9 protein-coding genes are annotated in these 13938 nt (G+C 64.3%); 4 read left to right on the forward strand and 5 right to left on the reverse strand.

The window, feature by feature from the left end; genetic code table 11:
- Positions 1-153 precede the first annotated feature (153 nt).
- The 3 genes from mgtA to L2Y96_RS20885 form a co-directional block, all read right to left on the reverse strand.
- Positions 154-2775: a magnesium-translocating P-type ATPase gene (gene mgtA, locus L2Y96_RS20875; RefSeq protein WP_247330113.1), complete on the reverse strand. Its 2622-nt coding sequence runs from the start codon at positions 2773-2775 to the stop codon at positions 154-156.
- A 157-nt stretch (positions 2776-2932) separates the two neighbouring features.
- Complete coding sequence (locus L2Y96_RS20880; RefSeq protein WP_247330115.1) at positions 2933-3109, reverse strand: hypothetical protein; 177 nt, start codon at positions 3107-3109, stop codon at positions 2933-2935.
- Between the two features lie 255 nt (positions 3110-3364).
- Positions 3365-4273, reverse strand: a complete 909-nt coding sequence (locus L2Y96_RS20885; protein ID WP_247330117.1) for a LysR substrate-binding domain-containing protein — start codon at positions 4271-4273, stop codon at positions 3365-3367.
- A gap of 124 nt (positions 4274-4397) precedes the next feature.
- Between L2Y96_RS20885 and L2Y96_RS20890 the strand changes: the two genes are divergently transcribed.
- The 4 genes from L2Y96_RS20890 (at position 4398) to L2Y96_RS20905 (ending at position 8309) form a co-directional block, all read left to right on the forward strand.
- Positions 4398-4616 (forward strand): hypothetical protein, encoded by a 219-nt coding sequence (locus L2Y96_RS20890; RefSeq protein WP_247330119.1) that lies wholly within the window; start codon positions 4398-4400, stop codon positions 4614-4616.
- Between the two features lie 76 nt (positions 4617-4692).
- On the forward strand, positions 4693-5640 hold the full coding sequence (locus tag L2Y96_RS20895; protein WP_247330121.1) for an aldo/keto reductase: 948 nt from the start codon (positions 4693-4695) through the stop codon (positions 5638-5640).
- Positions 5641-5792: 152 nt separating this feature from the next.
- Positions 5793-7022: an SGNH/GDSL hydrolase family protein gene (locus tag L2Y96_RS20900; protein ID WP_247330122.1), complete on the forward strand. Its 1230-nt coding sequence runs from the start codon at positions 5793-5795 to the stop codon at positions 7020-7022.
- 24 nt (positions 7023-7046) lie between these two features.
- Complete coding sequence (locus tag L2Y96_RS20905; protein WP_247330124.1) at positions 7047-8309, forward strand: SGNH/GDSL hydrolase family protein; 1263 nt, start codon at positions 7047-7049, stop codon at positions 8307-8309.
- Between the two features lie 81 nt (positions 8310-8390).
- Here L2Y96_RS20905 and L2Y96_RS20910 read toward each other — a convergent pair whose 3' ends face one another.
- Both L2Y96_RS20910 and L2Y96_RS20915 read right to left on the reverse strand, forming a co-directional pair.
- Complete coding sequence (locus L2Y96_RS20910; RefSeq protein WP_247330125.1) at positions 8391-10622, reverse strand: NADP-dependent isocitrate dehydrogenase; 2232 nt, start codon at positions 10620-10622, stop codon at positions 8391-8393.
- A gap of 130 nt (positions 10623-10752) precedes the next feature.
- Positions 10753-13875, reverse strand: coding sequence for an efflux RND transporter permease subunit (locus L2Y96_RS20915; protein WP_247330126.1), 3123 nt, complete (start codon positions 13873-13875; stop codon positions 10753-10755).
- Positions 13876-13938 lie beyond the last annotated feature (63 nt).

Genomic DNA, 13938 nt, shown 5'->3' on the forward strand with positions numbered 1-13938 from the left:
TTCGCTTCGATACGTATGTCCGCCCAGGCCTACATCCGCGTAGCCATCTGGAGCGATTCTCTGTAGGAGCGAGCTTGCCCGCGATGGGGGCTGCCGCGAGCACCGATCGCGCGCAAGCGCGCTCCTACAAGAGCTGGGAACTGGCCCGCTGGCTTAGAGCCAGCGGTTGTAGCGGCGGATGTAGAGCGTCTTCACCAGCTGGGTGAGTACGCAGTACGACACCAGCGTGAGCGCCAGCCAGCCGAAGTACGCACCCGGCAGGGGCACCATGCCGATGCGCGCGCCCAGCCCGGAGAACGGGATGAGGATGCCGATGACCATGATCACGCCCGTCAGTGCCAGCACCGGCGCGGAAGCCACGCTGCGCAGGAACGGGATGCGACGGGTACGGATCATGTGAACCACCAGGGTCTGCGAGAGCAGGCCTTCGATGAACCAGCCCGACTGGAACAGCGACTGGTGGGCCACGTCGTGGGCACCGAACACATGCCACATCAGCCAGAACGTCGTGATGTCGAACACCGAGCTGACCGGGCCGATCCAGACCATGAAGCGGCCAATGTCACCGGCATCCCACTTGCGCGGCGTGCGCAGGTATTCCTCGTCCATGCGATCGAACGGGATGGACAGCTGCGACAGGTCGTACAGCAGGTTCTGCACCAGGATCTGCAGCGGCAGCATGGGCAGGAACGGCAGGAAAGCACTCGCCACCAGCACGCTGAACACGTTGCCGAAGTTCGAGCTGGCGGTCATCTTGATGTACTTCATGATGTTGCCGAAGGTGACGCGGCCTTCAAGGACGCCCTCCTCCAGCACCATGAGGTTCTTTTCGAGCAGGATGATGTCCGCCGATTCCTTGGCGATATCGGTGGCGGTATCCACCGAGATGCCCACGTCCGCATCGCGGAGTGCCGGTGCGTCGTTGATGCCATCGCCGAGGAAGCCCACGGTATGGCCCTTGCGCTGCAACGCCTTGACCACGCGCGCCTTCTGCACCGGCGACATCTTCGCGAAGATGGTGGTGGTGTCCACCATGGCATCCAGCGCGTCATCGTCCAGCAGTTCGATATCGCGGCCTAGCGCGGTGCCCGCGATATCCAGGCCCACTTCCGCGCAGATCTTCTTGGTCACGGCCTCGTTATCGCCCGTGATCACCTTCACCGCGACACCGTGATGGTTCAGCGCGCGGATGGCGGTGGCGGCTGAATCCTTCGGCGGGTCGAGGAAGGCCAGGCAGCCCACGGCGGTGAGGCCCGATTCGTCGGCCACGCCATAGGCGCGCTCGGCGATCGGGTCGCGGCGCACGGCCACGACCAACACGCGCAGGCCATCCTCGTTGAGGCGGCGGGTCATCGCGCGGATCTCGGCACGCTTCTCTTCGGTCATCGGCTCGACAACGCCGCCAATGCGCGCCTCGGTGCAGATGGCGAGCATTTCTTCCACGGCGCCCTTGCAGATCACCAGCTGCTCGTACTCGCCATCGGTGACCACCACCGACATGCGGCGGCGCTGGAAGTCGAACGGGATCTCATCGACGATGCGGAAACGGTGCGCGATGGTTTCCAGATCGCGGTGGGTGAGCACCGCCTTGTCCATGAGGTTGCGCAGACCCGTCTGGAAGCGGCTGTTGAGGTAACCCCATTCCAGGGCCTCGTCGGAATCATCGCCGTCGAGATCGACGTGGCGCTCGAGCACGATCTTGTCGAGGGTGAGCGTGCCGGTCTTGTCCGTGCACAGCACGTCCATAGCACCGAAGTTCTGGATGGCGTTGAGGCGCTTCACCACCACCTTGCGCTTGGACATGGCGATGGCGCCCTTGCCCAGGTTGGCGGTAACGATCAGCGGCAACATCTCCGGCGTGAGGCCCACGGCGACCGAGAGGCCGAACATGAAGGCTTCGAGCCAATCGTGCTTATCGAAGCCGTTGATGACGAAAACGATCGGCACCATCACCGCCATGAAGCGGATCAGCAGCCAGCTAACCGAGGAAATGCCCTTGTCGAAGCTCGTCTGCACGCGCTCGCCGGACAGCGTGCGCGCCAGCGAACCCAGGTAGGTACGCGCGCCCGTGGCAAGCACCACCGCGGTGGCGGTGCCCGAAACCACGTTGGTGCCCATGTAGCAAACGGTGGGCAGGTCGAGGGGACCACCGCTTTCGCTGGCGGAGGCCCCATGAGGCGCGGCCTTTTCCACCGGGATGGATTCACCGGTGAGGATGGCCTGCGAGATGAAGAGATCCTTCGCCGTGATCAGGCGAAGGTCGGCCGGGATCATGTCGCCGGCGCCGAGATGGACGATGTCGCCCACCACGAGTTCTTCGACCGGCACTTCGATACGCTCGGCGTGGCCATCTTCGGCGCGCCGCGTGACGGACGCGGTATTGCGCACCATCGCCTTCAGCTTTTCGGCCGCCTGCGAGGAACGGTACTCCTGGGTGAACGACAGCAGCACGCTGATGCCGACCATCACTGCGATGATGGTCGGGCCAGTGAAATCATCGTCGGTGAACAGCTGCACCACCGCGAGCACCAGCAACACGATGATGAACGGGTTTTTGAAGGCATGCAGCAGCTGGATCGACCAGTGCGGCGGCTTCTCGTGCCCTACCTCGTTCACGCCATCGCGATCGAGGCGCTCGGCGATGGCTTCTTCGTCGAGGCCATCGATGCGGGAATCCAGCGCGCGCAGCAGCTCATCCGCCGGACGGAAAGCGTCGGCAGTCGCGTTGGTAAAGGTTTTTGCGGCGACACTCGCCGGCGAGGTGTGGATCTTCATGGCTCGCTACCTGTCCGCAGAGGGGACCGATGGGCGCGAGCGGCTTGCGGCCGCGGTTAGCCGAAAGCAGGCGCGCCGGCTCGGGGCCGACGTACGGGATTCTGGTTGGATGTGACGATGGACCGCGAGAGCGGCGTCGTAGTGTCTATGTCGCTGTTCATGATTGCGGCAGTTTGCCGTCCAGCGGTTTCAGAACGCTTTCAACCACGTCGAGCGAACGCGGCACGGTGATCGTGCGCTTGGCCGGCTGAGCGGCGTTGCGGCGGCGGGCGAGTGCGAATGCGAGACGGCGCCCGAACATGCGCGGGGTGGTCTTGTCGAGCTGGAGATTCATGGCTCAATCCTCGAATAACGGTAGCTCACGGCTACCGACGAGGAGAGCCGGACTTTCCCTAGTAGGAGAAAGCGCCGGCCGACCGGGTACGGTCGCCGCGGGCGATGTGGTTTTCGAACGCCGGAACCCGAAGCGTGCGGGAGCCGGCGCGTGTACTAGGGTAAACGTCCATATGCCTGGATAAGCTAAGGAGGGTGCTGCCCGGCGAGACCAGCCCGGGGAGCCGGTTAATTGTCGCGCCGCAGCGCAAAAGGGTCAAGCCGGGAGTGGCCAGTTTTCGGCAATGCCGGCCTCGTATTCGGAAGCCTCGGCCAGCAGCCATTCACGCAGGCGGGCAAAGCCCCCATGCGACTCGGAGCGCTTGGGATAGACGAGGTAATAGGCCTCGGTCACGCGCATCCGCTCCTTGCACAACACCGTCAGCGCGCCGCATTCGATCAACGAGCGGGCCATGACGAGGCGGCCCAGCGCCACGCCCAGGCCCTCGAGCACGGCGCGCTGGAGATGCTCGGTGTTATCGAACCGAGCCACATAGCGGGAGGGCAGCGGCATGCCAAATTGCTCGGCCCAGTCGTTCCACCGGCCCGAGGGGTCACCCAGCAGCGGCCAGCCCTTCAACGAGGTATCGGGCAGGCCACCCATCTTGCGGACCAGCGAGGGGCTGGCGATGGGGACGATGAATTCGCCGAACAGGCGCTCGGCCTTCGTGCGCGGCCAGGCACCCAGGCCATAGCGGAACGCGGCATCGATCGCCGGCTCGCGGTCGAAATCGACCAGGCCCACCTGGGAATGCAGGCTCAGCTCGATCTCGGGATGGGCGGCCACCAGCTTGGGCAGGCGCGGGACCAGCCAGCTGGACGCTACCGAAGGCAAGGTACTGAGCGTCACCGAATCCTGATGCCGGCCCTGGAAACGGCCGAGCGCATGCTCGATCCCCTCGAAGTGGTGGCCAATGGCCTCGAGCAGGTTGGCGCCATCGGCGGTCAGGGTCACGCCGCGCGGGCCGCGATCGAACAGGGAGCGGCCGAGGCGCTCCTCCAGGTTGCGGATCTGGTGGCTGAGCGCGCTGACGGTCAGGTTCAACTGCTCGGCGGCGCGCGCCAGCTTGCCCGTCCTGGCGACGAGCACGAACCCCTGCAAAAGCCCGAGCGGAAGACGGGACACGTGAATTTCCCTCAAGTCCGGGTTGCAAACATATCGCTTTTTCACGGGGCGCGGGAAGTCCAACCTTTAGCCATCTACAAGTCGCAGCAACCTGCGGCTGGGCGGTCCGACGAGGAGGGGTGTCATGGCTTCAATCTTTACCGGCCTGGCTTTCATGCACGGCCACATCGTGAACAAGGAACTGATCCTGGCACTCGGCGGCCCCGACGCCGACCGCGGGGTAGCAAGCCCTGCCAGGAGCGCGCTTGCGAGCGATACCTCCAAGCCACGGAAGCGTCAGGCAGAGGCCTCATCCCTCAAGGTCCCCGTGGGCTGCTGCAACCCTGACGCTGCCTGCTGCTGAGGCTCATCGTCGCGGTTGACGTGCCTGCCACCTTGCGTGGGTCATCATGGGACTTTCGCCCTCTGGAGACCCACGCATGAAGCTACGTAACCTCGGCCGCTCGTCGTTGCAGGTCGCACCCCTGGCCTTTGGTGGCAACGTATTCGGCTGGAGCGCCGACGAGGCGCGCTCCTTCGAGTTGCTGGACGCGTTCGTCGATCACGGCTTCAACCTGATCGACACGGCCGACGTGTACTCCGCGTGGGTCGAAGGCAACGAAGGCGGCGAATCCGAGGCCATCATCGGCCGCTGGCTCCAACAGAGTGGCAAGCGCGACAAGGTAGTGATCGCTACCAAGGTCGCCAAGTGGCCGCGCTACCCAGGCCTCTCGCCGACCAACATCCGCGAAGCCGTGGAAGATTCGCTGCGCCGCCTGCAGACGGACTACATCGACCTCTACCAGGCGCATGCGGACGACCCCAAGGTTCCGCTGGAAGAGACGCTGCGCGCGCTCGATGATCTGGTGAAGGCCGGCAAGGTACGTGTCATTGGCGCGTCGAACTACAGCGCTGCGCGTTTCGCCGATGCGCTGAAGACGAGCGAAGCCAAAGGCCTCGCCCGCTATGAATCCATGCAGCCGGAATACAACCTGATGGATCGCAAGGCCTTCGAAGAAGGCCTGCAGCCGCTCTGCGTGGAACAGAACGTCGGCGTCATCAGCTACTACTCGCTCGCGAGCGGCTTCCTCAGCGGCAAGTACCGCAGCGAGGCCGACCTGGCCAAGAGCAAGGCGCGGGCGCCGAAGGTGAAGGCGTACCTCAATGAGCGCGGCATGCGCGTGCTCGCGGCACTCGATCAGGTCGCCGAAGCGCACGGCGTCACGCCGGCGCAGGTGTCGCTGGCGTGGGTCATGGCGCAGCCGTCGATCGCCGCCGCCATTGCGAGTGCGACCACGGTTGAACAGCTGAACGATATCGCCGCGTCCACGGCCCTGGCGCTTACACCGGCGGAACTTGCTTCCCTGTCACAGGCCAGCGCGGACTAGGCCTCAGTGACGTGCCGACGGTGCACCCGGCCAATGCCTGGGTCGCCGTCGGCATTGGCCGACATCACGCCTCGGCTAACGCCGACAGAGCACACCGCGCGTGCCCCCGATCATGTCGTGCCGGAATGTCCGGCACGACATGGATTGTTCTCGTGAAGCACAAGCAACGCTTTCTCCGCACCGCTTTGGCACTGGCCGCCATGGCCGCAGCTGGCACCTCGCTCGCTGCCGAAACCACCACGCAGCTTCGCTGCTATTACCGCCTGGCCAGTGATCCCGCCGGGACGGCAACAAACCACGTACAGCCCGACGATAAGTTGCCGGGCTACTGGGGCGGTGGCAGCGTCATGCCCTCGCGCAGCATGTTCTACACCGACGCGTCGCCCAACGACGTACGGGCGGCATGCGCCGCCGCCGTGGCAAAGGCACCCGACGCCGCCGGCCCGGCCATGATCCGCGTGGCTGACGGTAAGCGCAGCTACAACCACGAGATATGGTTCAACGAGCCGCCGCGTTCCGGCCAGCCCCTCGAGCGCATCGTGGCGTTTGGCGACAGCCTGACCGACACCGGCAACATGTTCAATGAATCGCAGTGGAAGCTGCCCGGCAGTTCATGGCACACGGGCCACTTCACCAACGGTTCCACCTGGGTCGAATACCTCGCCGCACGCACCGGCCTGCCGCTGAACACCTGGGCCGTCGGCGGTGCCCAGGCCACGGACGTGTATCTGGGTGCGCTACGCGGCATTGGCAGCCAGGTGGAGTCCTTCCTGGACTATGCAAAGCACGCCCGTGACTACGACCCGTCGAAGACGATGTTCACCTTCCTCATCGGCGGCAACGATTTCGTCAACGACGGCAAGACCGGCGAAGAAGTGGCCAGATCCGAAGAAGCTGCCATCCGCCGCCTGATCGACGCGGGCGCGCGCCACATCCTGCTTGTGACACTACCCGACCTGTCGAGCGCACCCACCTTCCGCATGGGCCGTAAAGATGCGGGCGATGTGTTCAAGCGTGTCGCGATCTATAACCACGAACTTGGCCGCATGGCGAAACGCCTGGCCAGCGGAACCCCGGCCAGGATCGAGCTGCTCGATGGCGCGGCGCGTTTCAACGAGGTGCTCGCCACGCCGCGCAAATTCGGCTTTACCAACGTCACCGACAGCTGCCTGAAGATCGATGCCGAAACCGCGACAAACTACATGACCGCGCATCCGCTTCGCAGCGCCTGCGATCCAAGTACCAACCTGTTCTGGGACACGCTACACCCGACCACGCGCATGCATGCGCTGATGGCCGGCTGGGCACTGGAGGCCACGTCGCGGGCATGGGGGATCCGTTGCCCGAACGAATCCAACGGCACCTGCCAGCCAGCACGATGACATGACGCAAGATAAGGACATCACATGACGATCAAGGAATACTTGCGCCGCACGATCCTCGCCGGCGTAGTGGCGCTGACGCTCCCCATGTCAGTGGATACCCCCGCACAGGAGCAGGCCGCACTGGCCGATGCGCCCCTACGCAAAGCGGACCTCCGCTGCTGGTATCGCGTGGCGGGCGAGAACGTGCCGAACCTGACCACCCGCCACGTTTACGCCGAGGACTTCGGCGTACAAGGCACATGGGCCAACAATGGCATCGTAACCACCCAGAACCTCTTCTACACCGGCCTTGAACCCGAGGAACTGCAGGAGGCCTGCGAGAAGACGTTGGCGACGCTCGACGACGTGGGCGAGGTCCTTGGCTGGACCGCGAACGATGGCAACAGCTACAACCACGCCTTCTGGCATCGCGGCGAGATCGCCAGCCGGCGGGGCCAGGCCGTCGAGCGCATCGTTGCCTTTGGCGACAGCCTGAGCGACACGGGTAACGCGTACAACGAATCGCTCTGGACGTTCCCCAACCATGGGGGCTGGCTTCTTGGCCGCTTCAGCAATGGCCGCGTGTGGACCGAGTACCTCGCCAGCGCGACTGGCCTGAACCTCACCACATGGGCGAATGGTGGTGCCCAGACCGAGCACTCCAACGTAATCGTGAAGGGGCTCTCCGATCAGGTGGACTCGTTCATCCGCTACATGGATGGCATCGACTATGACCCGTCGCGCACGCTTTTCACGGTGTGGATCGGGGCGAACGACTTCATGGAAACGGAACGCACCGATCCCGATTTCGTTCTTGAGACCCTGGAAACGCAATGGCGTGCGCTCAGGAAGCTGAGCGAGTTCGGGGCGAAGAAGCTGGTAATGCTCAACATGCCGGACCTCTCGAAGGCACCGAACTTCCATCATGCCGGCGACAAGGCCGTATTGCTGCGCGATAGAGCGCGACTCTATAACGAGGCGCTACCCACGTTCGCCGAGCGCGCCAGGAAGGAGACCAGCATGGATATCACGCTGGTGGATGTAGCTTCGCTTTTCGACGAAGTCGTGGACGATCCGAAGCGACATGGCATGATCGATGCGGCGCGCAGCTGCCTTGCGCTCATCCCTGGATCGAACCCGTTCTCGACGTACGCCACGTTCCCCGCCATGCGCGAGGACTGCGACCAGCACCGGAACGTGTTCTGGGATCTTGTGCATCCCACGACGCGGGTCCATGAGATCGTCGGCCGCTTCGTACTCGAGCAGCTGCCTGAGGCTTGGGGGGTGCGGACTATCGGGCGATGAGGGGATCGCGTGCAAGCACGCTCCTACAAGGGGCTTTGGCTCTTGTAGGAGCGCGCTTGCGCGCGATGGGCGCGGCCTGCGTTAGCGACGCAGGCCGTCGATCACGGCGTTGAACGACGCGCTCGGGCGCATGGCCGCGCTGACCAGCAACATGTCCGGGTGGTAGTAGCCCTTGATCTCGACGTGCTTGCCCTGGGCGCCATTGAGCTCGCCCACGATCTTCGCCTCGCCTTCCGAAAGCGCCTTCGCCACCGGGGCAAACTTCGCCTTCAGGTCGGCATCGTCATCCTGCGCGGCGAGGGCTTCGGCCCAGTACATCGCCAGGTAGAAGTGGCTGCCGCGGTTGTCGATCTCACCGACCTTGCGGGCAGGCGACTTGTTGCTGTCGAGGAAGCGGCCGTTGGCCTGATCCAGCGTCTTCGCCAGCACGCGAGCGTGCTTGTTGTCGTAGCGCTCGGCCAGGTGCTCCAGCGAGGCCGCCAGGGCCAGGAATTCACCCAGCGAATCCCAGCGCAGGTAATCCTCTTCCACGAACTGCTGCACGTGCTTCGGTGCCGAACCGCCAGCGCCGGTCTCGAACAGGCCGCCGCCAGCCATGAGCGGCACGATCGAAAGCATCTTGGCCGAGGTGCCGAGCTCCATGATCGGGAACAGGTCGGTGAGGTAGTCACGCAGCACGTTGCCCGTCACCGAAATGGTGTCCTGGCCCTTGCGGATACGCTCCAGCGAGAACTTCGTCGCTTCTTCCGGTGCGAGGATGCGCAGGTCGAGGCCCGAGGTATCGTGATCCTTGAGATAGCGCTCGACCTTGGCAATCACCTGCGCATCGTGCGCACGGTGCTTGTCGAGCCAGAACACCGCCGGCGTGTTCGACAGGCGCGCACGCTGCACGGCCAACTTCACCCAATCCTGGATCGGCGCGTCCTTGGTCTGGCACATGCGCCAGATATCGCCCTGCTCCACCGCGTGCTCGAACACGACGCTGCCGTCCTCGGCCACGACGCGCACGCTGCCATCGGCCGGGATCTGGAAGGTCTTGTCGTGCGAACCGTACTCTTCGGCCTTCTGCGCCATGAGGCCCACGTTCGGCACGCTGCCCATGGTCGCCGGATCGAACGCACCGTTCGCGATGCAATCCTCGATCACCACGGCGTAGACGCCAGCGTAGCTGCGATCCGGGATCACGGCCTTGGCATCCTGCAGCTTGCCTTCGGCGTTCCACATGCCGCCGCTGTCGCGGATCATCGCCGGCATCGACGCGTCGATGATGACGTCGCTGGGCACGTGCAGGTTGGTGATGCCCTTGTCGGAATTCACCATGGCCAGCGCCGGGCGATGGCCGTACTCGGCCTTCAGGTCGGCTTCGATCGCTGCACGCGTGGCGGCGTCGAGCTTGTCGAGGCGGGCATACAGGTCGCCGATGCCGTTGTTGGCATCGAAACCCACCTGCTTCAGCGCGTCGGCGTGCTTGGCCAACACGTCCTTATAGAACTCACGCACGGCGATACCGAACATGATGGGGTCGGAGACCTTCATCATGGTGGCCTTGAGGTGCAGCGAGAACAGCACGCCCTTTGCCTTCGCATCTTCAATCTGCGCGGTAATGAACGCGGCGAGCTTGTTCTTGCTCATCACGGCGGCATCGACGATCTCGCCGGCCTTCACGGCGACCTTTTCCTTCAGCACCTTCGTCGCACCATCCTTGCCGGTGAACTCGATGCGCAGGCTGCCGGCCTTTTCGATCGTGGCCGACTTCTCGCTGCCGTAGAAATCGCCGCCATCCATGTGCGACACATGCGACTTCGATTCGGGCGACCACTTGCCCATGCGGTGCGGGTGCTTGCGGGCGTAGTTCTTCACCGAGAGCGGAGCGCGGCGGTCGGAGTTGCCTTCGCGCAGCACCGGATTCACGGCGCTACCCATGGCCTTGCCGTAGCGAGCGTTGGTGTCCTTGTCGGCGTCGGTCGACGGAGCATCGACGTAATCCGGCAGGTCGTAGCCCTGGGCCTGCAATTCCTTGATCGCGGCCTTCATCTGCGGCACGGAGGCGCTGATGTTCGGCAGCTTGATGATGTTGGCTTCCGGCGTGGTAGCCAGCTCGCCGAGTTCAGTCAGGTGGTCGCCTACGCGCTGGGCGTCGGTCAGGCGATCCGGGAACTGGGCCAGGATGCGGCCGGCGAGCGAGATGTCGCGGGTCTCGACAGCCACGCCAGCGGCGCCGGCGAAAGCTTCGACGATCGGGAGGAACGACGCGGTGGCCAGGAACGGCGCTTCGTCGGTAAGCGTGTAGATGATCTTGGGCGAGTTGGACATGGGGCGAGCCTTTTGCCTGGAGGGGGTCCGGTATCGACCGGGAAACCCTTCCATTGTGGCCCGGATCAGGCGGCGGGGCCAAGCGACCCCACCGCATGACACCTTTGCTGCAGATGCAACACCGCCCGGGTCAGGCGCGCGCGGCGCGGAGGGCCTTGCGCTCCTTGCGGCGGGCTTTGCGCGCCTTCCAGCGGTCGGAGAGGCACGCGAAGATCACGTACAGCGCCGGGGTGGAGAGCAACGTCAGGCTCTGCGAGATCAGCAGGCCGCCGATCATGGCGATACCCAGCGGGCGGCGCAGCTCCGAGCCCTCGCCCAGGCCGATGGCCAGCGGCAACGCGGCGAGGATCGCCACCATGGTGGTCATCATGATCGGGCGGAAGCGCACGAGGCAGGCCTCGCGGATCGCGTCCTTCGGATTCGACGCGTGGTCACGCTGCGCCACGAGCGCGAAGTCGATCATCATGATCGCGTTCTTCTTCACGATACCAATGAGCAGCACCAGCGCGATCATCGCCACCACCGAGAGTTCGGTGTCGGTAATCACGAGCGCCGCGAGCGCGCCCACGCCTGCCGCAGGCAGCGTGGAGAGAATCGTCACCGGGTGGATCAGGCTCTCGTAGAGCATGCCCATCAGCAGGTACACCACGATGATGGCCGCCAGGATCAGCAACGGCATATCGCTCTGCGACTGCTGGAATCGGCGGAAATCGCTGCCTTCATCCAGGCGGATATCGCCCGGCATGCGCATGCCATCGATGGTCTTCTGGATGACCACCATGGCTTCACCCATGCTCGCGCCCGGGGCGAGATTGAAGCTCACGCCCATGCTCGTGTACTGGTCTTCGTGCACGATCTGGCTGGGCGCCAGGCCCGGCTCCTGTTTCGTCACGGCCGAAATGGGCACCATCGCGCCGCTGTTCGCGCGCACGTAGATCTGGTTCAGCGCTTCGGGTGTCGCCGCGAGGGTCGGGATCGCGTTGACGATCACGCGGTACTGATTGATATCCGAATAGATCGTGGACACCGCGCGCTGGCCGAAGGCGTTGTACAAGGCGCCGTCGATATTACCGATGGATACGCCAAGGCGCGCTGCCGTGTCGCGGTCGATTACCATGTTCTGGCGCAGGCCCTGGGCGTCAATATCGCTGCCGACATCCTTCAGGATCGGGCTCTTCTTCAGCGCCTCCACCAGCTTGGGCAACCATACTTCCAGCTCGCCAAGATCGTTGCCCTTCAGCGATACCGAATACTGACCACCTTGCGACGAACCACCGCCGCCACCCGTAGGCAGATCCTGGATGGGGCGCAGGCGCAGGTTGAGGTCGGGGTATTTGTTGGCCTTGGCCGAAAGACGATCGACCGCATCGAAGGTCGTATCCTGCCGCCCCTCGGCGACCGTCTTCAGCTCGATATTGAACGAGCCCGTCGAACCGGTACGGCTCGTACCGAGGCGCGAGCCCACCGATTTCACATCCGGGTCCGCCAGAAGCATTTCCGTGAGGCGCGCCTGGCGCACCTTCATCTCACCGAACGACACGGTGGAACTGGCCGTGGCGCGAGCAGCGACCAGGCCCGTGTCCTGCGGCGGGAAGAATCCGCCCTTCACCATGCCGAACAGCATGATCGTCAGGGCGATCAGGGCCAGTGGCGTCAACGCCATCAGCAGCGCGTGGCGCAGCGTCCAGTCCAGGCACACGCGGTAGAAAGCGAGCAGGCGATCCTGGGCGCGCTCCAGTGCGCGGCCCAGCCGCGACTCGGGCTTATCCGACTTATGTGCGGTGAGGAAATGCGCGCAGAGCGAGGGGGTCAGCGTGAGCGACACGAGCATCGAGACGACGATCGCGGCGATCAGCGTAACCGTGAATTCCTTGAAGAACATGCCGATGATGCCGGGCGCCAGCAGCAACGGGATGAATACCGCGATGAGCGAACCGGTGATCGAGACAATCGTGAAGCCGATCTCGCGCGCGCCCAACAAGGCCGCCTCGAACCGGGGTATGCCTTCATCCATGTGGCGGATCACATTCTCGATCACCACGATCGCGTCATCGACCACGAAGCCAATCGCGATCACCAATGCCAGCAAGGTGAGGTTGTTCAACGTATAGCCGAACGCGTACATCACCACGAAGCCGCCCGCGAGCGATAGCGGTACCGCGAGACCCGCGATCACCGTGGGCGCGAGGCGGCGCAGGAACAGCGCCATGGTCATGATCACCATGCACAGGCTGATCATCAAGGTGGCCTGCACTTCGTGCAGCGAGGCGCGGATAGTCGGCGTGCCGTCGAAGAAGGAATGCAGCTGCACGCCCTTCGGCAACCAGGCCTGCATCGTCGGCATCATGCCCTTGATGCGGTCCACCGTCTCGATGACGTTCGCATCCGGCTTGCGGTACACGTACATCAGGATGCCGGGCTTACCGTTGAACCATGCCGCCTGGTAAGCATCCTGCTGGCCGTCGTACACCTTGGCTACATCGGACAGGTGGATCGGCACCGAGTTGTTCACGCCGATCACGAGCTTCGCAAACTCGTCGGCGTGGTGCAGCGAATCGTTGGCGATGACCGCCATGGTCGTCTTGCCATCCGACAGAAAGCCCTGCGGCGAGGTGACGTTAGCGGCGGTAAGCGCGTTGCGAAGCTGGTCGGGCGAAAGACCCATCGCATTCAGCGCACGCAGGTTCACGTCGACGCGAATGGCAGGCGTGGCGCTACCGGCGATATCGACCGAGGCGATGCCTTCCTGCTGGCGAAGACGCTGGGCGAGGATGGAGTCGGCGACGTTGTAGAGATCGGTCGGCGCCACCGTGTCCGAGGTGAGCGCCAGCACCACCACCGGATCGTCGTTCGGGTTGGCCTTCTGGTATGACGGCGCATTCAGCAGGCCTGCCGGCAGATCGGGCTGGGCCGCGTTGATCGCGGACTGCACATCTCGCGCGGCCGCATCGATGTTGGTGCCGTTCTGGAAGAACAGCAGCACGAACGCGCTGCCTTCCGAGCTGTTCGAACGCATGCTCTCGACGCCCGGCACCTGGCCCAGGTGCCGCTCGAGCGGCGCCGCCACCGTGGAGGCCATGGTGCTGGCATCCGCACCGCTCTGCTGGGCCTGCACGAAGATCGCGGGGAACTGGATGTTCGGAAGCGCCGCCACGCCCAGGAGCGAATAACAGATCAGACCGATCACGAACACACCGATCGCAAGCAGCGAGGTGCCGATGGGGCGGCGGATGAACGGGCCGGAAATATTCATCGAGCAAGGGGCTTCAGCAGGCGTGGGGTGGCGCGGGGGAATCCGTTCCTAACGCGTGTCCCG

Origin of the sequence: Luteibacter aegosomaticola, from assembly GCF_023078475.1 — a bacterium.
Taxonomy (GTDB): Bacteria; Pseudomonadota; Gammaproteobacteria; order Xanthomonadales; family Rhodanobacteraceae; genus Luteibacter; species Luteibacter aegosomaticola.

What these genes read in the sequence shown, in the direction of transcription:
- mgtA (WP_247330113.1), bottom strand. Translation starts at nt 2,775, where the DNA reads ATGAAGATCCACACCTCGCCGGCGAGTGTCGCCGCAAAAACCTTTACC.
- L2Y96_RS20880 (WP_247330115.1), bottom strand. Translation starts at nt 3,109, where the DNA reads ATGAATCTCCAGCTCGACAAGACCACCCCGCGCATGTTCGGGCGCCGT.
- L2Y96_RS20890 (WP_247330119.1), top strand. Translation starts at nt 4,398, where the DNA reads ATGGCTTCAATCTTTACCGGCCTGGCTTTCATGCACGGCCACATCGTG.
- L2Y96_RS20895 (WP_247330121.1), top strand. Translation starts at nt 4,693, where the DNA reads ATGAAGCTACGTAACCTCGGCCGCTCGTCGTTGCAGGTCGCACCCCTG.
- L2Y96_RS20905 (WP_247330124.1), top strand. Translation starts at nt 7,047, where the DNA reads ATGACGATCAAGGAATACTTGCGCCGCACGATCCTCGCCGGCGTAGTG.
- L2Y96_RS20910 (WP_247330125.1), bottom strand. Translation starts at nt 10,622, where the DNA reads ATGTCCAACTCGCCCAAGATCATCTACACGCTTACCGACGAAGCGCCG.
- L2Y96_RS20915 (WP_247330126.1), bottom strand. Translation starts at nt 13,875, where the DNA reads ATGAATATTTCCGGCCCGTTCATCCGCCGCCCCATCGGCACCTCGCTG.